This window comes from Crateriforma conspicua (genome assembly GCF_007752935.1).
Classification (GTDB): Bacteria; Planctomycetota; Planctomycetia; order Pirellulales; family Pirellulaceae; genus Crateriforma; species Crateriforma conspicua.
Map to the genome: position 1 here is coordinate 5468971 of NZ_CP036319.1, position 20242 is coordinate 5489212.

Sequence of the window (20242 nt, forward strand, 5' to 3'; positions counted from 1 at the left end):
TCCTAGCCGTCCACATCAGCCGACGAATCTTCATCGGCGACCGAATCCAGGTCTTCCGCTTCATCACGGTGGTAGGTGCGCATCGGCTCGGGCAATGGATCCATCGCCAACTGTTGTTGCAAGAACCCACTGTCTTTGGCTTCTCGTAGCACTGTGACCACGTCCCCGTAGCCGCCGCCGACGTCTGCGATCCCGTGAATCAGTGCCGTCAGGTTGGCGGGCACGATGGCCAATCGATCGTCTTCGCCCGGCAAGAATCGATTGATTCGCAGCTGACCTGGGTTTTCAGGATCTTGCTTGATCAACAGACCACCGGGGCCGAACAATGGGTGCGTCACGTCGATCGTTTCGTCGGGGCCGAACATGACAATCTCTGGCGACTCGCGCAGGGAGACCACGATCGCCGGCTGGCAAGAGCAGGGCACCGTGAACAAGCGAAACTGTCCACTGACGTTTTGACCGGCCAGAACCGATGCACCATCGGGCCGTCGACGAATCGCACAGAAGGCGCCGTAGCGTGTCTCCAAGCTGGGTTGATCCATCAAACGACGCAAGGTTTCCACCGCCGCGGATCCGTCCATCCCCTCGATCGCCAACAATCCGGGAAAGCGAAACGCGGGTGAATCTGCGATTGCCGATTCCAGTGGAGGCAGCGCTTCATCGCGATCCAAATATGCCAGCGCCTCGGCGACATAAAATCGCAGTTCTGGATTGTCTTGTTCCAAGGCGTCGACCAACGTGGGAATTGCGCTATCGCCCATTCCTTCCAGCTGCAGGGCCGCGTCGGCGGATGTCTCGGGATCGGTCAACTTCTGACCCAAGTCGGCCAGACGCTGTTGCGTTTCCGCCGATTCGGGTTTGACCCCGATGGCACGAGCGACTTCCATCATCCGATACTGGTTGCGGCGATAACGCGGATGGACTTCGATCTTGATGTAGTCGTCTTCCAAGGGTTCGGCGATGCCGCGTCGCTCGGTCCCATCAAAGAAAAAGAATCGCCGGTTGATGGCTTGCGCGATCGCCGCGGCCATTTTGACGTGCTGAAACTCGGGCCGCAGAATCAATCCCAGGTCTCGATTTTCGATCACGCGTCCACCGGCAATCACAATGGCTTTGGTCCGCAAGCTGTCGTCGGTCCCCGGCGTCGTGTCGGCTCGTGTCAGCAGTGGCCCTTGGCCGATTGCCAACGGTTCACTTTTTCGCAGACTATTTCGCAGCATCTGTTGGTGCCGCAAGCGTGTTTCCATCAACCATCCGCCATGCAAGTCACGAACATGGCTTTGCACCGGAGCGACGACCAGCAAATCCATGGGATCCCCGGTCCGGGCGCCGGGCGGAATCACGCCGCGGACTTCCACCAATGCCGTTTCCGAACTTTCCAGCACGTGATTGGGGTTGGCCACGTCGTGGCGACGCATTTGTTCGACCAATTCGTCTCGCATAATCGACGGTTCCGGCGCACCACCGGTGGCGACCAATCGATTCACCAAAGCCACGCCGTCGACACGAACCGAGTGCAGACCTTTGGGCACCGCCGCTTCACGCACCAGATCGGGTGCCTTGGGTACCTTCAGCAACTTTTCCAATTTGGCGTCGGCCGAATCGTCGTCGTCGCGGCGCCACATCGATGAACAGCCTAGTGTACTGGTGCCGGCGATCATCAAAGCCGCGGCAGCAACGATCCCGTTGCGGCGTGTCATGCGAAGACCGACCGGCGGCGTTTCTTGGCGTCCGTGGGCGGTGGACTTGGTCGACATGTTCGGCATCCTGCCAGTCGGCTGTCGTGGATTCGTCGTTGATCTCAGCGCACTCCGTCCGGAGTGCGGAAAATTCCTGCCGTGTGCCTACTCCAGCGGACCGCCCGGTGGCAAGATCGAATCAGTCTTGCAGCTTTTGATTGGTGCGATGCCGATCGGCGTCGCGGCGGGTCTTCTTGTCCAAATTGGCACGCAAGGCGCTGGTCAGATCGATCCCCGACTGGTTGGCCAAGCAGATCACGACAAACAGAACGTCGGCCAATTCGTCGGGCAAACTGCCACGTGTCGCGTCTTTTTTCCAGCTCTGTTGGCCATGAGTCCGTGAAATGATACGTGAAACTTCACCGACCTCTTCGACCAACTGGGCCAGGTTGGTCATCGGATCAAAGTACCGCACGCCGATCGTTCGGATCCACCGATCGACCTGATCCTGGGCTTCACGCAACGTCCACGATTCATCGTCGGCACCGGTATCCCCATCCATGCCCGTTGGACTCCACACATCAAAGTTGACGTCGACGTTACCCGTCGACCGCAGGGTTCAGCGCCGGCCGCTACTGGGCCAACAGCACAAAGGTACCGCTCTTCCCCGCCACCGCCAGGTCCACCGCGCCATCATCATTCAAGTCTTGCGCGACGATCTGCAATCCGGTTCCGACGTGTCCTTCGTCGATGGTGAAACGCTGAAACTGGTGAGTCTGCGGATCCACGCGATAGGCGTACAAACAGGGCATGTCCATCCCGCCGGGATCGCGTCCGTTGTGACCAAAGTACCGTTTACCGGTGATCAATTCAGGCCGTTTGTCACCATCCAAATCCACCCAAGCCAAACAATGGGGCTGGCTGAAACGGTCGTCAATCAAGTGTTCTTGCCAAGTGAATTCCCCGTCCGCATCGACACCGGTGTTTTCCCACCACTGCAGTCCGAAGTCGTGACCGTTGCCGAAAATCAAATCGCTGTCGCCATCGGAATCCACATCCGCGACGACCATCGGCAAACTGCTGTGCAACTTCCAAGCGTCATGGAACTTCCAAGGTTGGCCCCACGGATTTTCCGCAGGCTGTTCGTACCATCCATGGCCGACCAGGACATCGGTTCGCCCGTCACCACTGAGGTCGCCGATCGCCGCACCGTGCCCATTGATGTCGCCCAGGACGTGAGGAACCATTTGGTACTGTGCCGGTTTGCCTTGGGCTTTGGCGGACTTTTTGCCGGTCGCGTTTTTTGTTGCAACAGAACCGGCGGCTTTCGGCGTCTTTTCGATGCGTTCCAATCGCCAAATCGTCGTGGCTGTTTCAGCTTTCCAACTGTTGACGATCCACTCGGGTGTTCCATCCCCGTCGATGTCGCCAAACAACTGGCCTTCGTTGGCGGAATTCTTGGTGTCCACCAACAAGTGCTGGGTCCACTGCTGGCCCAAACGCAATCCTTCGGCACCCGGGTTTTCGTACCAGTGGACTTCGGTCGGCAAGAAGGATCCGGCAATCACATCCAGCCATCCATCATCGTTGACGTCGAACAGATAGTCGCCATTGCTTTGAACGTACCCATTCCAGTCGTCAATCGTTCGCAAGGGACGCGCGGTCCAATCGACCCCGCTGTACCAGTTGCGACCTGCCACCAAATCCATGTGGCCGTCACGATTCACATCGCCGGCGGCGATGCCTTCGTTGGCATCCACCGCCAGGGGTCGAATCGCGAACGACATCCGCGTCGACTTTTCGCTGACGTCAGCGGCATGGACCGAACCGGCCAGAATTAGGGACAGAGCCAACAATAACTTTCGTGCAGAGAGACACATCGGCGGGAACCCGTAAGCGGGCCTCGTGGGAAGGGGGCGGCGTTGGTGCAGATCACGTCGACACGGATCAGGGCGGGGCCGCGCGTCGCCTGATGCAATCGACGAGGTAAACGGGGCAAAGATTCCCGGCAAGAAACAGCCGGCAATTCGATTGCGGTTCGACCAAACCGGTGACGCGTGGTCCAACAATCATAACCGTTTTATGGACACCACGCGTTGCATTGCAGACGTGCCGAACGGACGGCACAATGCCCCACAGCCCGACCGGGGGGACCATTCGAAAGCCTTTGGCTAGCCGCTAGAATCCTTGCCCAGCAAAACAATCTGAAACGAATCCGTGCATTGACGGTTTCGCAGATCGGCATGCTCCTTCATATTCCCCCCTTGCAGCGGTTGACGGAAAACTTCTCGCCGCGGCCATTGGATTCGACAGCAACGTTGTCCATCTGTTTGCTTCATTCCTTCAATCGATCGAGCTGGTTTTGGAAGCTACCACCTCCACGGATGTCTTGTACTTCGAAGACTTAGCCGTTGGTGACCGATGGTTCAGCCCCGAAAGGGTCATCACGGAACAGGATGTTGCCGACTTCGCCGCATTGACCGGCGACCACGATCCGCTTCATCGTGACGCCTCCAGCCACGGCCTGCCTTTCGGCGAACCAGTTGCTCATGGGCTGTTGGGGCTAAGCGTCTTGGCGGGCCTGAGCACTGAGCATCCTCGGGTCAGCACGCTGGCTTTGACCGGGCTGAGCGAATGGTCGTTCGAAGCCCCCATTTACTTTGGTGATCGCGTGCGGGTCGCCACGACCGTGTCGGAAATCCAACCTCATGGCCGGCGGGCTGCTCGGGTGACTTGGTTGCGTGAGCTAATCAATCAATCCGATCGAGTGGTCCAGCGTGGGCACTTGGTCACCTTGGTCGCCAGCAAACGACGTCGGCGTGGCACCACGCCCGCCGCCATCGTCGATACGACCGACACACCTTCACAACGCGGCACGCTGCCGGCCCGCTAAGCGATCCTTTGCGATCCACGCCGCTCGTCGCACCTTCTTTGGTGCAGCGGCCAAGACAGCCGTCGTATCCGACAGATTCGTCGCGACAAGTTCGCCCCGGGACCGAGGTCGTCGTCATCCGGTCCGACCCGATGGATAACCGGGGACGGTGCGGTCGATAGCTGGAAACGTACCGCCATTGCCGGGCGGCTGTTTCGTTGTTGCCGCCTGCGCTGATGCGTGGGCCGCCCTCCGACCTGTCGGGTATGCTGCCGTGAAGTCGCACTTGAACCATTCAGATTCCGTCGAACCGACGACGCCCGCCGCTACCGAAGTGGCAACGAGTCACCGGCGCCCCGTCCGCCGGAAAGAGGGAAGCTTTGTGTCGTCACGCCACGACGCGGTGCTGCAACAAACCCTGGGCGATGTCCAACGCCCGCTAAGGGGTGTCCGAGAAACCGTTCGGCAAGTCCGCGCCGGCGAACTGGGCACACTGTCACTGAGACAGGCGGAATGTCTGGACGAAGTTCTGCGTCAGTGTGATGGGCTGGAGCAACTGATTCGACAAGCCTATCCCGACGACGGAGACAACCTTGATATTCCGGCGGTCCGTCGGCGTTGGGTGGCCACGTCGGACGTTCGCCGCAGCGTCGAATCGGCGCTTCCGCAGTGCTTGCCTGACGGGATCGAAGTCTTGTGGGACGGCGGTACCGATCCATCGCAACGCGTGTTTGGCGACCCCGATGTTTTGGCCGCGCTGATGATCCACCTGATCACCCGATCGGCCTTGGTTTCTCGCGGCAGGCCCCCCGTACTGGTGCGATTGAACCACAGTGACGACGGCGATTATCAACAATGGTCAGTCATTGATCGCGGCCCGGGATTGTCCGCCGACCAGCTACAGCAGTTTGTGGAATCCGACGCGCGCGATGGTGATAGTTTTTCACAAGGATTGATGCTGTGTCGCCAATTGGCGGGCATGCACTTTTCCCCGCTAACAATTATCTCCGATGCAAGCACTGGTACCGAAACGGGGCTAAGCATCCCCGCGTCCGGTCCACGTTCGGTGGCCAAAGCATGGTGCCAGTGGCGACTGCAGTATCGCCCGCCCTCGGTGGCACCAAGACGCACTCATGCAATCCGTCCACAAAAGACGTCCGCCAATTCCGTGCGACACATCACGCGTCTGGATCGACCGCGTGCGGCCCAGTCTGCATCGCGTGGGGCAAACCGTGTCCAGCTGAATTGGAATGACATTCGTCCTCGTTCTCCGCATCAAATCGTTGCGGGCACCGTGACGCTGGGTGCCGCGTGTTCGAAACAATTGGCAACACGCTTGGACGATCTGTTTCATGAACGACTGTCGGCATTCGACTTCGTTTATCGCATCGGTGACCGACAATGGGTGTGGGTGTTCGATGCGTCGATCGACCAGATGGAAGAACGGTGGGAACGTTTGAATGAATCCGTGCGTCACCAAGTCCCCGAAGCGCGACTGGATTGGAGCGATCCTCAGATCATTCCCGTCGATCAGCGTCGCATGACGTCACGGATCAGCGACCTGTTGGTGCGTCAAACCCTTTCGTCACAAACCGACTTGCGGCACTTTGATCACAATCAAGTCCGACTGGGCACCAAGCCGCTGGAACCTTCACCGGTGGCGATGGCTCGTCTGGATGAAGAAATGCTGCGGATGGGAGCAAGACTTCGCAAGCAGACGCAAAGCCTGCAATCCCATGCCAGTCGCATGCGTCCGAAAGAACGCTAGACTTGACTTCGGAACGACTTGCCCACGCTCGTCTTACGCCAGCCGGCTGATCGGCATTCGGCCACACAGAATTCATCAATCACTTTGACGAATTCCAGCGACGATCGCTTTCCGCGTCCGCAGAATCGGACGCCGATGGACCGGGTGTATCAACCGCGTACGCTTCCACCTCAAACGGGTTTTCGCGATACCCGTCGCGTCCGCGTAGTTGCAACCACAAAGACCAGCCCAGATAGGCCGGGATGAACACCGGCCCCCATCGTTCGTATTGCCGAACGTGAACGCGTTCGTGGGCGCGCGTTACCGTCAAAGCAGCCAGGTCGGTACCGAAAACAACATGGCCGACCGTCATCGCCCGTGGTTGAATGGGCAAACGATTCAGCGTTTGGCGCACCCATGGCCCATCGATTTCGATGACGCCCTGGACCCAGCGGAATCGTCCGCAGAGCAACAAGCCGATCGCGACGGCGGCCAACGTATTGGGAGACGCCCAAAGATAGCCGATGGCACGTCGCATCATTTCCCAGTGACCATGTCCTGATGTCAGATCAACCGTTTCGGCCCGTTGGCCGGAACGAACCCATCGCCGCATCAGTCTAAACGTCCGCTGGTAGTCGCGCACATCCGCCGGTCAAAACCCGACGGATCATTCGACAGGATCGTTATGTAAACGGCCGTTGCGTATCGATGGACTAGGCCAGGTCGTCCGCTTCGCCCAATTCGTCCATTTCAGCATCGGCGGCATCGGCCGCGTCTTCATCGACATCGGTGTCCAGGCCCAACTGAGCGATTTGTTCGTCGTCCAGCTTGACGTATCCCAGCGAACGCACCACTTCCAAGACTTCGCTGCACGTGGGGAACATCCGCCCGCTGCTTTGCTTATAGTCGTCCATCGCACGCATGAACTCGATCTCTTGATCGTTGTAGTCACGCTCGCAAGTCGTGGGATCGATATGGCGACGACGTTGCTTCTTGCGACGGGTCTTGCTGCCAGCTTCGGCTTCGACCGTGGCGGCTTTGTCGGCACGCCGATCTTTGCGACGGCGGTCCAGAGTCAAGATTTCGCCGGCAAACTGGTCGTTGTTGGTGGTCGAAGCGGTCATCAGCATTCCCCTCGTGCGTGCTTTGCCGACGTCGATGATGCGTCGGCGATTCGAAGTGATTTCGGATCGGAACAGCTGGGGAATCTTTGACGTCAGCGGTGAAGTGTTTCACGCCGACAATCCCCGGCCGTTAGAACAGTAGCACGCAGATTGCGCAAACCTTTCCGGAACAGGGCACCTTTCGGGCTGGAGAAACTTTAACGGGCATGGGCCGCGACAGTTATGACGGTTGCAACGACAGATCGCCGTTTCGACGACCAGAGCACCGGCAAACCGGTCGTTTTTTGCAAAGAATTCAGGCCACCGGGGCCGAGTCGATCGCCGTTCGCAGTTCGCCGACAAACTGGCTGACCCGTTTCACGGCGTCGTCGCGATCCGCCGCCGCCGCGATACGCCGGACCACGGCCGAACCAACGATCAGACCGTCGGCGACGGGAGCCAGTTGCGCCGCCGTTTCCGGACCGCTGATCCCGAAACCGATGCAGATCGGCAGATCAGTGCGCTGCTTCAACCAACGCACGTTCTCCCCCAGCGTTTCGGGCAATGCGGCACGTTCACCGGTGATCCCCGTCACCGACACGAAGTACAGAAACCCGGTGGACGATTCGGCGATGCGGATCTGGCGGTCGCGTGAGGTCGTGGGTGTGACCAGCAACACAAGAGAAAAGCCAAGTTCCGAGCAGACTTTTGACAGAGGCCCGGCTTCTTCGACCAACAAATCGGGAACGATCGCTCCCGCGTAGCCCGCGTCGATCGCACGCTGCACGTATTGCCGAAGCCCCATGCGATAGATGATCGAATAGCTGGCCATGGTGACCAAGGGCAGCTGGGCATCCGCACCACGGACCTGGGACGGCAAATCGAACAGGCCATCCAAACGGAAACCGTGATCCAGGGCCCGTTGATAGGATTCTTGAATCACCGGCCCGTCAGCAATCGGGTCGCTGTACGGAACGCCGATTTCGCATAAATCAGCGCCAGCCGCTTTGACCCCGTTCAAGATGGCCGCGGTGGTTTCAAAATCCGGATCGCCGGCGGTAATGAAGGGCATCAATGCTTTACGGCCATCATCACGCAACCGCTGAAACAGTTCGTCAACTTTCGACATCGATCAGGCGCGTCCCAAGTTCTTATTCATGTTTTTCTTGTACTGTTCGACACCCGGTTGGCCGTAGGGATTGATCCCAAGCAAACGGCCTTCGATCACCGTGGCGATCATTAGCATTTGGAACAGCTGGCCCAGAACATGGGTGTCGATCTTCGGCAAGATGATGTCGGTGGTGGGTCGCCCATCGGCGTGCAACGCGTCGTTGGTCCCCTTGATGGCCGCCGACATGATTTCGGGCAACGTTTTTTCGGCGATGTCATTCATGCCGTCCTGGTTGCGCTCGCTATGCCCCACGGCCAACGCATCGGTGCGAACCGATTGAACGATCACATTGTTGAAGACTTTGTCGTTGGCCCCTTGTTGATGCTGTTGGTGCCGGCTGTGCAGATCACGTGTATTGACCGTGGTCAGCGGCGTGACACCCTTGCCATCCTTGCCGTTGGATTCGGCCAACAACTGGTCGTACCACAACCCGAGCGATTCCAGTGCCTTGGTCCAAACACTCATCACCCGGATCGATTTCCCGCGATGTTGTGCCAGCAAATGATTGACGGCGACGTACTGCAGCACGACGTTGTCGGCGTAGTCGGCGGTCTTGAAATGCTCGTTCATCGCCACGGCGCCTTCGAGCAATTTCATACAGTCCAGCCCCAGGAATGCCGCGGGCACCAGACCGACTGGTGACAGGACGCTGAAACGTCCGCCCACACCATCGGGAACACTGAAGACTTCTTCGCAACCGATCTCCTGAGCCAAGTTGAACAACTTGCCGCCTTCGCCGGTGACCGGAACCACCAGCTTGCCCAACCAGTCCTTGGCCTGTTCGCCCAATTCCGATTCCAGCGCGGGCAAAAACAAACGGAATGCCGCCGCCGTTTCCATCGTCCCGCCCGACTTGCTGATCACGACCAGCGCCGATCGTTTTTCGGCCACCGAATCGCCGTAGCCGCCGGACCGCAAACGGCGCAGCAGTGAATCAGCGGCATCGTTGTCGACGTTGTTGCCCTCGAAATACATCCGCGGCTTACTGCCACGGGCGGCTCGCGTCAGTTCATTGTGGTAGGGATCACAGCAGGCTTCCATCATCGCGCGGGCGCCCATGTAGGAACCGCCGATCCCCAGCACGGTCACCGCATCGATCGAATCATGCAGTCCGTTGGCGACCTTGAAGATCCGGCCCAGTTCGCTGGCTTCGCGGTCCTTCTGATAGGCTTCCAGTTGTTCTTCGGGCAGCCAGAAGAACCGAGCGTCCAGGGGCTGCTTTTCGGCGGGAACATCGCCGCTGTCGTATTGCTTGCGGTCGGTTTCCACCATCTCCGTCCGCAGTGCCGCCAATTCGTCACCCAGCGAATCGATTTGGGCTTGGGTGACGCCGTAGTCGTCGTTGATGGAACCGGACGGATCGAACTGCAACAGAGACATCTTGGAATCGCTCGTTGTGGACCAGGAAAATTCGGGCAGACGGTCCGCAGAGCTTAGCGAATCGAACCGCCGCGCCGAAGCCTACGTCCGACGCGACACTGGTGGCCCCGCACCCGAGGCGGCCCGTTTCGTCGCCGCCGTAGGCCCGCGGACCGATTGGTCACCACGAGGACTCGTGGGACAATTCGGTGATGCGCGTTAGACTCCCCCGCGAAAATCAGTTTCCATTCCATTCTGTCCTTCGCGAAAGAGACACGCCGCCGTGACTGACCTGCGTCGCAAACCTGTCGTTTTGATCGTTCGTGATGGTTGGGGGCAAAACCCCGACCCCCAGTGGGACAAGGCCAACGCCATCGTGCAGGCCGATACCCCGGTGGCCGACGAACTGATGCAGAAATACCCGAACGTCCTGATCCACACATCCGGCGAAGACGTCGGTCTGCCCGACGGCGTGATGGGCAATAGCGAAGTCGGACACCAAAACATCGGCGCCGGACGCATCGTTGATCAAGAAGTGATGAGAATCACGCGGGCGATTCGTGAAGGCAGCTTTTTCGAAAACAAAGTCGTCAACGCCGCTGTCGATCATGTCAAAGAAACCGGCGGCACCCTGCACCTGTTGGGGCTGATGTCCGACGGACGGGTCCACAGCGATATCACCCACGCCGATGCGTTCATCCGAGTCGCCAAGGATGCGGGCTTGGGACACGACCGGCTGGCGATCCACGCGATCACCGATGGCCGTGACACTTCGCCCACCGGCGGTGCCGCGTTCGTCGAAAGTGTCCAACAGAAGTGCCAGGAACTGGGCGCCGGCCACATCGCCAGCGTCATCGGACGTTTCTATGCCATGGACCGTGATTTCCGTTGGGACCGAGTCCAACAAGCCTATGACATGCTGACCAAGGGTGCCGAAAAGACTGCACAATCCGCCGTCGACGCCATCCGTGATTACTACGACAACCCGACCGAACCCAGCCGCAGTGGCGATGAATTCATCACGGCCACGACCATCCCGTACAACGGCAAGCCGTCGTTGATCGGTCCCGGCGATGCGGTCGTCTTCATGAATTATCGCGGTGACCGCCCCCGCGAATTGACCAAAGCGTTTGTCTTGGACGACGACGCGTGGTCGCAAATCCAAGGCGGTGGTTTTGACCGTGGTGAGAAGATCGACAATCTGTATTTTGCCACCATGGCGGGCTACGAAACCGGGTTGCCGGTCAACGTGATTTTCGAAAAGCCTCCCAAGATGCCGAATATCTTGGGTGAATACGTTTGCAAGCTGGGACTGAAACAATTCCGCTGTGCCGAAACGGAAAAGTACCCCCACGTCACGTTCTTCTTCAACGATTACCGCGACGATCCTTTCGACGGCCAAAACAATGAAATGGCCCAGTCGCCACGCGACGTGTCGACTTATGATCAAAAGCCAGAAATGTCGGCACCCGAGGTCACCCAGATCGTCCTGAAAGAGATCGAATCAGGACGCAGCGACATGATCATCGTTAACTATGCCAACGGCGACATGGTCGGCCACACGGGCAACTTGGATGCGGCTGTCAAAGCGGTCGAAACCGTCGATGATGGCGTCGGCCAATTGGTCAAGGCAACCCTGGCCAAGGGCGGGTCCCTGGTCGTCACGGCAGATCACGGCAACTGCGAACAGATGACCAACCCGGAAACCGGCGGCCCACACACCGCCCACACCACCTTTGACGTGCCGTTGATCGTTGTCGACCCCGATTCGGTCGGCAAATCGCTGCGTGAAGGTGGCCGCCTGGCCGACATCGCGCCGACAGTGCTGGCTTTGATGGGCTTGGAAAAGCCCGCGGAGATGACCGGCGAATCGTTGGTTGACGTCAGCTGAAAGCGACATTCCCCAACATCAAAACGCGATCCACCGCCGGTCGGGCTCAGGCTTTGACCGGCGTTTTTTCATGCGCACCGCGCCCCATCAGACGCCGCCAAAGATCGGGCGGGACGAAGATCATGTTGGCCACAATCATCATCACGCCGAACGTGATCATCCCCAAGAACAACGCGATCCCGCCGTGCACAGCAACGGCCATCGCCAACACGATCGGGCGAGTTAAACGAGGCCAAACGAGCGCACAATAGAAGACTTCCCAAAACAGCGTGGTGTGCGTCAGCAGGGAAAACAGCCGCGGATAGCGTCCCATCCAAGTCATGTCCCACGACTGGTATTCATAGTTGGCCACCGCAAACCAAACCGCCGTTCCATCCCACCACATTTCTCCACGGGCCTTCGCCAGTCCGCCAAATAGATAGATGACACAGACGTGAATCTGAAACAAACGCGTCGCCACATTGGTCGACACATACGAACGATTCGCCGGCAGCCAGCGGTCACGCATCTTTGCCGACCATTTGCCCTGACGTCGCAACCACGCGTCCACCGACCAAACGGCACCACAGGGAGCCAGACTTAAATACATCGCGGAATAGGTCATGATCTGGTCCAGCCCGAACAATGCGCCCGTCAAACGGTGCACGTACATCAGGTTCAAGAACCAAGCCAACGGAACCGTCAGACGTGACAGGAAACCGACCGCCATCAATGCCGACGCGGTGATTGCCAACGCTTGATGGGCCCACAACAGCGATGCGTTGTCGATGTGCCACAGATAGCTGCGTGCCCAATCGCTGACGCCAAAAGCACCGTCGTGTAATTGCTTAGCCGTAACGTTGTCGATCCAGGCATCGGGCCCCACGAACGACATCAGGTCCTTGGCCAAAACCAAATGGGAATACAACAGCATGACGCCGGTGGCGATGCGAATGACGGCCAACGTTTCACCGGTACGACCGCAAAACCAGAATCTGTCCCAAGCCGCGGCCACGTCGTGCAGCCAAGACCGAATTTCACCCATCGCTGCACCGATCATCGACCGTCGACTCCCGATTCGGTGGCGTCAGCCGGCGAAGTCGAATCTTGTGGCAAGGTCGGCTGTCGTGGCGAATGGGACGTGGGCGAAACCGTTTCGGGCAACAATTCGGGAGCCGGCGCGGGTGCGACTGCCCCAGCCGCCATGGGCATCGGTGCAGGATCCCACTGGTCGGGCATCACGCGATAAGACTGCTCGGACCGCAGATCCGTCGTCCCCGGATCAAAATCCAGAAAGCTGGGCAGCAAATGCTCCAACCGTCGAATGGCAACGGCGCGTCCAGGATGCTTCGACTGCAGATGCCGTACATAGGACTGACGCACGTATTCGTAGCGGGCCCGGGTCGCTTCCCACAACTCGGCCGCGGCGGGATCCTGATCTTTCAGCTCAGGTGGCGGTCCCGGCGGGTGATGAATTTCGGTCAAATACTCTGCCAACATGAAATGCCGGTGATACAGCAGGCGTGGCCAGTCGCGATCCAAGTCCGGATAAACCGGCTCCTGTAGATCGGGATCGGTCAATTCACCAATCGCCGCTTGAACCAGGTGACTGGGACCGGGGTCGGGTGCAAAGAACGCGTAGCCGCGGTTCAAATACAGGAATTCACCATAGCCACGCAGCGGCATCAGTAACGTATCGACCGACGGCGAACTTCCCAGCGAACCACGCGTTTGAAAACTTAACGGTGCCAAGAAAACGGCGCCCACATGCAAGACCACCAACGCGCTAATGCATCGCTTGAGCGCCGGCCGAATCGGTACCGGTGTATCTTGGCCGGCTGGTTCAATGCTTGACACGTCAATGGATCCGTCAAACGAAAAAATGCCGCGTCCCACAACGGGACGCGGCATCAAAGTATTTCCTCGGCGGCCAACTTGCCACCAGTGATCGGTCGGTCAAATCATCGCAAGCAGCCGCGTGGTTTGGTTTTAACGGCCAAACCACTGGCGACGGTCTGGCGACGCGCCGGCAACCATCGGACGTTTGGTTCGCCTAGCGGCTGGCCAAACGCTGTGCGTCGAAATCGAAGTCCACTTGGTGGGTCTGGCCTTGGCGAACCGTGATCGAACGCGTTTGCGTGACGGGCGTGCCGTCAACATCCGCGGTCACTTCGATCGTGTAGTCTTCCCAGACCTGGCCGGCTTTCAGCGTCCGAGTCCGGAATGTACGCGTTGCTCCCTGACCCGCCGTTTCATTGCCAGCCAGAACGACCTTGGCGTCCTGGGGAACACGAATCGTCACGACCGTTTCTTCCACGGATTCGGCTTCTTCCGAGACGATCGTTTCGTCAACAACTTCGGCGGACTTGGCGTCAAAGAACAGACGCTGCTTGTCGCCCGGACGCATCTTCACCGTTTGCGTGTCTTGGATGGTTTGGCCGTCTTGCTGGTACTGGACGTTCACGACGTACGTGTAAACAAATCCTTCCTTCAATCCACGCGACAAGAACTGGCGAATTTCGCCTTCGCTGCGGGTGCGATGTCCGTTGACTTCCAACACAGCGTCTTCGCTGGGAACCGCAACGGTCAACAAAGCCGCATCGCTAAGCGAATCGGTGGAAGCAAACTGCGCCGATCCGTACTGGATACTCGCATCCGATTCGCCTTCGGCTGAAACGTCAGGGGTTTGGATCGAATCCGACGGTACAAAACCATCGCCGGGAGCAGACGAATCCACCGGAGCGCTGTACTCCATCGGTGCGCCACTTTCGACCGGAGTGCCGTATTCCACCGGTGCGCCGTACTCGACGGGCGCCGACATCTGTGGTTGGACCTGGTAGCCGCTTTGAATCTGGGACGATTCGTAGCTGGGCGATTCGATCACGCCCGAGACTACGGGAGCGGAGTAGGACGACACCGACCCACCACTGCTGCCGCCGGACGATCCGTACGTCGCGCGGGCGGCAGAATAGCCGCCGGATGAACCACCGCTGCTGGCTCCACCACTGCTGGCCGAATAGGCATACGAATAGGAAGCGTATCCGCCGGAGCTGCCGCCGCTGCTGGCCCCCGCCCAGCGGGCACGGATGGCCGCCTTCTTGGCGTGAATGTGATCGGCCAATCGACGCAACGGCCCGACATGTCCGCCGCTGCTGGCGCCACCGCTGCTGGCTCCGCCGCTGCTGGCCGAATAGGAGTAGGCCGCATAGCCGCCGGACGAACCGCCACTGCTGGCACCACCACTGCTGTACCAAGCGGCTCGCTTGGCAGCAATCTTTGCCTTCAAGTGGCTCAACACCGGGTGATGCCCGCCGCTGGATCCATATCCACCCGACGACGCGTATCCGCCCGAAGACCCGCCATAGGAAGCATATCCGCCGGAAGATCCATAGCCTCCGGACGATCCGTAACCGGCTTGGGCCGCTGAAAACGGAATCGAGGCCGCCACAACGGCACAGATTCGAATCCAAGCTCGAATGCCACGCTGTTTCATCGTCTTGTTTGCCTGAATAAAGTTTGGTTTCCGATCCCATGGAATGCGCACACGCGTTCACATCAATTCTGCGAACTTATGCCACACCCGTTAGCCATGTTAGGATAGCGAAGGCGAATGTCGGATCAAGCATTTCAGGCGATTTTTGCGGCCTGGGCGAAATAGAGAACACTGTGACGCTATCCGGCCTCCACCAGTGCCACAGACGGGTGATCACCCCCGGACGCCCGACGGGGCTAGTGGACCTTTTGAATTGAGATCGAATCGAAGTCAGCCGTTCCGGTGGCTCCGAACAGTCCGATCCGCAGAATGGCCTCGCGTGTCTGCAAGGGAATGCGAATCAGCTTGCTGGTCTTTCGCCACGGCCGGGTGCCTTTGAACGGCCCGATCCAGGAAGTGCCCAAGTCCCGACGCTGATCGTCGTACAGGCTGATCGCAATCATCGCCATCGCGTCGGGCGCATCGCCCGCCACCACACCAGCGGTGCGGACTGAGCCGGATAAGCGAACTGTGGTGACTTGCCGCCCGTCGATCGCGACTCCTTGCAACAGATGAGAGCTAAGCCCGGGGGTCTCATTTTCGCAGCGGACAAACCCAGAACCTTCATCGGCCTGGCCGACGTCGATATTGGCTTTCAGCAATCGGACTTGGCGGCCGTAATACCAGCCCGGGACAAAGTCGTCGTTCGATGCATCGGATCCGGCGACGGTTGATCCGGCCGAAGCTTCTGTTTCAAAGTCACCGTTGACCACCGACGGGTTGGCCGGATCGGGCTGGACCTGGCGTTCATCTTCGGCCTGTCCAGTCATCGGGACGAACAGCGTGGGACGCAAACGTTTGCGTTGCAACTGTCCGTCCTGTTTGACCAAACGGTACAGCGACTGCTGATAACGTTGTCCGACCGGAATGATCATCTGGCCGCCTTCGCGAAGCTGATCGACCAGCGGCTGGGGGATCGATTCAGGGCTGCAGGTCACGATGATTTTGTCGAAGGGCGCCGCATCGGGCCAACCCAAGAAACCGTCGCCGATTCGGGTATGCACGTTCTCGTACCCCAATCGCTCGATCGTCTTGGCGGCTTGGCGTCCCAATTCGTCCACGATTTCGATCGTATAGACCTGATCCACCAACGGGCTTAACACCGCGGCCTGATAGCCACTGCCCGTCCCGATTTCCAAGACCTTGTCGGTGGGTTGTGGATCGATCGCCTCGGTCATCATGGCGACGATGAAGGGGCTGCTGATCGTTTGCGAACTGCCAATCGGCAGTGCCATGTCCAGATAAGCCCGCGGAACTTGCGTGGCGGGAACAAACTCGTGCCTGGGCGTTTGGCGGATCGAATCCAGAACCCGCGGGTCAGTCACACCCGCGTTTTCGATTCGGTCGCGAACCAACCGCTGTCTCGCTTCGGCGTATGGATCGTCATCATCACAATGGGCAAAGCTTAGGGGCACGGCAGACAAGCAAACAAAACTGGCGATGGTACAAATCGACTTGATTGACATTGTTCCTTCAAACCAACCAAACGACGCAACGAATGAGGGAGCGGCACCCCATGGCACCGACGATCAATCGAATCAAAAAAGGACCGACCAACAAGCCGTTCACGCGTCGCGTCGATGGACGTGGCAGCCTGTTGGGTCATCCCCGCAGTCAACGTGTCGACGTGGTCCGCAGTAACACGGGCACGCCGAAAATTTCTTGAAACAGCCCCGATGCTTTTTGCATCGCCAAACGTTCCAGCGAAACGTCTTCCACATCAGGAACGACGATCACCAGCCGTTTTTCTTCGCGTAAACAACGAATTTCCCGAATCCGACCGCTTCGTGTGTCATTCAGGGCGATGGCCAATCGCAACAACGCCGCCGCCTTGGCCACCGCCACACGGTCGTCCCGATTCAAGTTGCGATAGACCTCGTGGGACGGCTGGGGAAACGCACGGCGATAGTAGCGGGCGATCAAACCGACCAGGTTCTTTTCGCTCTTGGACAGCCCGAACAGTTCACTGTTGCGAATGATGTAAAAGGCGTGCTTGTGATTGCTTTGAACGTTGATGAACAATCCGATCTCGTGCAGCAATGAAGCCACATACAACAAGACTTCAAAACGCTGGCTAAGCTTGTGTTCGTCGGCCAATTCGGTGAACAGGCGCCGTGACAGTTCGGCCACGCTGTTGGCATACGATTCGTCGTAGTCGAAACGACGCCCAAGCGCCCGAGCCGATCGAATGGTCTGGTCCCTGAATTCGCTGGTCCAGTCACCGCCGCTGGCCATATCACGAAGCAACCCATCGCGCAAATTGGCTTCGCACAGATAGACTTCGTCCAGCGAAAATCGCTCGGTCAGCAACGAATACGTCAGCAAAGCCGGCCCCAACGTTTGGGCGTCCAGAAAGCTTGCGCCGTACTGCTTGACGATTTGATCTTCGTCCATCCGCAAGACTTTGTCAGCGAAAGCGCGCAGATCCGCCGTGTCCAGTCGGGTCAATGACACGCCGTCCCAGTCTGGCAGCAAACAGTGACCGGCGAAACGCATGTCGCCGCCCAGTGCGACCAAGTGGATGGGGCCGTCCACACGAACCTGATCGGCCATCCGCATCAGCGTGCGTTTGATGTGACTTTCCAACAAACCGCGTCGCGCCGAAGCCGTCGCCCGAGATCCCCGCAAGGTTTCTTGCAAACGCAACGCGCCCAGCCGAAACGATTCACTGTGCAGGACGTTGCCGCCACGAATCACAAGTAGTTCGGTGCTGCCGCCCCCCATTTCCACCACGACGATTTTGCGTGGATCTTCGAATGCGGCGGAATGAAGGTGTGGCATCACGCCCATGAACGTGATGCGGTTGACCTCCGCTTCGTCCATGACTTCGACATCCAGCCCGGTGGCCACATAGACGCGATCGATGAACGCCAGACGATTGCTGGCTTCACGAACCGCACTGGTCGCCACCACGCGAACGCGATCGGTGCTTTCGATGCCATATTCCAACAGTGTTCGACGATAGCGTCGCAAGATCTCGACCGACTTTTCGATCGTCCCACGTGTCAAAAAACGCTGATTGAAACTATCACGGCCCAATTCGACCGGCTGGATCAATGAATCCAATTGCCGGACGGAACCACCGGCGTGAATCTCAGCGACCGCCATGCGGATGCTGATCGCGCCGATATCGATCACGGCCACCACCTCACTGCGCCGGACGCGACCGCTTTTCTTCGTCGCGGGACTTTTGGCGCTCCGCTTTTTGACGCCCTTTTTCCGGGTGGCTTGTTTTTTGGTGGTGGGCGAATCTGCCATTGCGTTTCTTTGACCATCCCTTCGATTGAGCGAACCACGATCGGGCGAATTCATTCGGACCGTGCGATCACAGGCAATTTCCGTTCCGCCACGAACCGGCCAGACGCGTGCACCAATGACTCGTGCACGCCAACCGGGATCGAAACCAGTTTATCCGATCAGTTGGTGTCGCGTCAGAGCGTCGCGCACCTGGTCCAGCCCCATCGCGACCTCGGCAACCCAGCCACGTCGTCGTGCCGCTTCGACGTTTTCCGGTTTGTCGTCGACGAAGAAGATCGACGATGGCCGGCAATCGGCCATCGATTCGGCGGCCTGATAGATCGCCACGTCGGGCTTCATGCTGGCCACGCGACAGCTAAGGACGATCGGATCAAAACCGGAATCCAGAAACGAATACGCTTGGCGATTGATCCAATCCCAGTGGGCTTCACAAGTGTTCGACAGCATGCCGACGCGACCGACACGATCCCGCGTTTGAACGACCAATTGGTCCATCCCGTCAACCGCGGTGAACATATCGCTGACCGCGTCCAACACCGCAGCAACACCAGCCTGATCGCCGCCGGTGGCCTGGCTCAGCCAATCCGGGCGACCGCAGCGCCGACAGACTTCGTCGGCGTACTGTGCCCCGGTGATCTCGCCATGCTCGAATCGTTCCTGCAGATCCGCCCCGTGCAACACGTCGTCGGCCGCAGCCCGATCGACCGACAACAATTCGGCCAGGTTGGCCGACGCCAACGATCGGTCAAAGGCACACAGGATGTTCCCCAAATCGAAATAGACGATTTGAATATCACTTGAATTCACGGATCCAGTCTTCGCAATCGGATTTCGCGGTACCAGGCTTCGGTCGGCGGTCCACTGTGAATTTGCAAGCCGATCACTCCGGTGCGTTCGATTGTATCATCGTCTTCGCGATAGTCGACGGTTTGCGTCCCATTCAAATAGATCTGGATTCGATCACCGCGACAGATCACACGCATCTCATTCCACTGGCCGGGGCGGACGAGCGACTTGGCCAACTGGGCGTCGGGTTCGGCCAGCATTTTGCGACGTCGTGATTCGTCATACAGCGCGCCCCAGACCGGGCGCTTCCAAGCAATGCCGATATCGGCTTGATATCCGCGCACTTCGGTCTCGTCGGGAATTCGTTGCGAGCGGAATTGCACACCCGCGTTTTTACCTTCGCCGACCAGCTTGGCTTCGAAACTGAGCTCAAAGTCCCCGTAGGTTTCGCGGGTGCACAAAAAATAGTTGTGCGGAATCTTTTTCTTCAACGTCCCGGCAACGATACAGCCATCTTGGACTCGGAAGTACTGCGGATCGCCTTCCCAGCCGTCCAAGCTGTGGCAGTCGAACAGCCCAATCCAATCGCCCGTGGCGACGGGCGAATCGGCATCCGTGGTGTCCGCGCACAGCAACACCAACCACGGCAGCATGCCGGACACGAAAACCATCATCCAACGACGTTGAAAACGCATGCTGAACACCATCAAAACCGGAAAACGAATACGCCGCGTCCGCGGAGGCACGGCGGGCCGCCGACTGAAAAATTGCCACTGCCGACAACACATCGGGATTTCGCCAGACGAACCCAAACCGACGGGACACGGTCACCTTGGACATGCCGTTTTAACCGATCCCCGAGCAA

General features: G+C 58.8%; 17 protein-coding genes. 3 read left to right on the plus strand and 14 right to left on the minus strand.

Translation table 11 applies throughout. From position 1 onward, the window contains the following. Positions 1-2: 2 nt before the first annotated feature. The 3 genes from Mal65_RS19955 to Mal65_RS19965 all read right to left on the minus strand — a co-directional run bounded on the left by Mal65_RS19955 (position 3) and on the right by Mal65_RS19965 (position 3466). Complete coding sequence (locus Mal65_RS19955; RefSeq protein WP_196784317.1) at positions 3-1757, minus strand: flagellar basal body P-ring protein FlgI; 1755 nt, start codon at positions 1755-1757, stop codon at positions 3-5. 121 nt (positions 1758-1878) lie between these two features. After that, complete coding sequence (locus Mal65_RS19960; protein WP_145301657.1) at positions 1879-2241, minus strand: nucleotide pyrophosphohydrolase; 363 nt, start codon at positions 2239-2241, stop codon at positions 1879-1881. A gap of 70 nt (positions 2242-2311) precedes the next feature. After that, the gene (locus tag Mal65_RS19965) at positions 2312-3466 is read right to left on the minus strand and encodes an FG-GAP repeat domain-containing protein (RefSeq protein ID WP_390621981.1); all 1155 of its coding nucleotides are present in this window, start codon (positions 3464-3466) and stop codon (positions 2312-2314) included. 575 nt (positions 3467-4041) lie between these two features. Between Mal65_RS19965 and Mal65_RS19970 the strand changes: the two genes are divergently transcribed. Together Mal65_RS19970 and Mal65_RS19975 are read left to right on the plus strand one after the other, a co-directional pair. Further along, on the plus strand, positions 4042-4572 hold the full coding sequence (locus tag Mal65_RS19970; protein ID WP_196784318.1) for a MaoC family dehydratase: 531 nt from the start codon (positions 4042-4044) through the stop codon (positions 4570-4572). Between the two features lie 361 nt (positions 4573-4933). Further along, the gene (locus Mal65_RS19975; protein ID WP_145301666.1) at positions 4934-6319 is read left to right on the plus strand and encodes a histidine kinase; all 1386 of its coding nucleotides are present in this window, start codon (positions 4934-4936) and stop codon (positions 6317-6319) included. A 79-nt stretch (positions 6320-6398) separates the two neighbouring features. Here the strand turns inward: Mal65_RS19975 and Mal65_RS19980 are convergent, their stop codons facing one another. The 4 genes from Mal65_RS19980 to Mal65_RS19995 all read right to left on the minus strand — a co-directional run bounded on the left by Mal65_RS19980 (position 6399) and on the right by Mal65_RS19995 (position 9952). After that, positions 6399-6911: a hypothetical protein gene (locus Mal65_RS19980; protein ID WP_196784319.1), complete on the minus strand. Its 513-nt coding sequence runs from the start codon at positions 6909-6911 to the stop codon at positions 6399-6401. Between the two features lie 100 nt (positions 6912-7011). Next, complete coding sequence (locus tag Mal65_RS19985) at positions 7012-7422, minus strand: hypothetical protein (protein ID WP_145301669.1); 411 nt, start codon at positions 7420-7422, stop codon at positions 7012-7014. Positions 7423-7717: 295 nt separating this feature from the next. Then, positions 7718-8530 carry a tryptophan synthase subunit alpha gene (gene trpA, locus Mal65_RS19990; RefSeq protein ID WP_145301672.1) on the minus strand — a complete coding sequence of 271 codons (813 nt, stop codon included), beginning with the start codon at positions 8528-8530 and terminating at the stop codon, positions 7718-7720. A gap of 3 nt (positions 8531-8533) precedes the next feature. Beyond that, complete coding sequence (locus Mal65_RS19995; protein ID WP_145301675.1) at positions 8534-9952, minus strand: phosphoglucose isomerase-related protein; 1419 nt, start codon at positions 9950-9952, stop codon at positions 8534-8536. Between the two features lie 262 nt (positions 9953-10214). Between Mal65_RS19995 and gpmI the strand changes: the two genes are divergently transcribed. Further along, the gene (gene gpmI, locus Mal65_RS20000; RefSeq protein WP_145301678.1) at positions 10215-11822 is read left to right on the plus strand and encodes a 2,3-bisphosphoglycerate-independent phosphoglycerate mutase; all 1608 of its coding nucleotides are present in this window, start codon (positions 10215-10217) and stop codon (positions 11820-11822) included. A gap of 46 nt (positions 11823-11868) precedes the next feature. Here gpmI and Mal65_RS20005 read toward each other — a convergent pair whose 3' ends face one another. The 7 genes from Mal65_RS20005 to Mal65_RS20035 all read right to left on the minus strand — a co-directional run bounded on the left by Mal65_RS20005 (position 11869) and on the right by Mal65_RS20035 (position 20072). Then, the gene (locus Mal65_RS20005; protein ID WP_145301681.1) at positions 11869-12861 is read right to left on the minus strand and encodes an HTTM domain-containing protein; all 993 of its coding nucleotides are present in this window, start codon (positions 12859-12861) and stop codon (positions 11869-11871) included. Further along, a complete protein-coding gene (locus Mal65_RS20010) occupies positions 12858-13712 on the minus strand; it encodes a hypothetical protein (protein ID WP_145301684.1) in 855 nt (284 codons plus the stop codon). The genes Mal65_RS20005 and Mal65_RS20010 overlap by 4 nt, the downstream gene beginning before the upstream one ends. A gap of 142 nt (positions 13713-13854) precedes the next feature. Further along, positions 13855-15294, minus strand: coding sequence for a TIGR03000 domain-containing protein (locus Mal65_RS20015; protein WP_145301688.1), 1440 nt, complete (start codon positions 15292-15294; stop codon positions 13855-13857). A gap of 236 nt (positions 15295-15530) precedes the next feature. Then, positions 15531-16799 carry a protein-L-isoaspartate(D-aspartate) O-methyltransferase gene (locus Mal65_RS20020; protein ID WP_145301691.1) on the minus strand — a complete coding sequence of 423 codons (1269 nt, stop codon included), beginning with the start codon at positions 16797-16799 and terminating at the stop codon, positions 15531-15533. Between the two features lie 148 nt (positions 16800-16947). Continuing rightward, the gene (locus Mal65_RS20025) at positions 16948-18591 is read right to left on the minus strand and encodes a Ppx/GppA phosphatase family protein (protein WP_145301694.1); all 1644 of its coding nucleotides are present in this window, start codon (positions 18589-18591) and stop codon (positions 16948-16950) included. A gap of 150 nt (positions 18592-18741) precedes the next feature. Then, entirely contained in the window at positions 18742-19398 is a 657-nt protein-coding gene (locus Mal65_RS20030) for an HAD family hydrolase (RefSeq protein ID WP_145301698.1), read from the minus strand. Next, positions 19395-20072: a 3-keto-disaccharide hydrolase gene (locus Mal65_RS20035; RefSeq protein WP_196784321.1), complete on the minus strand. Its 678-nt coding sequence runs from the start codon at positions 20070-20072 to the stop codon at positions 19395-19397. Before Mal65_RS20035 ends, Mal65_RS20030 begins: the two co-directional genes overlap by 4 nt. Positions 20073-20242 lie beyond the last annotated feature (170 nt).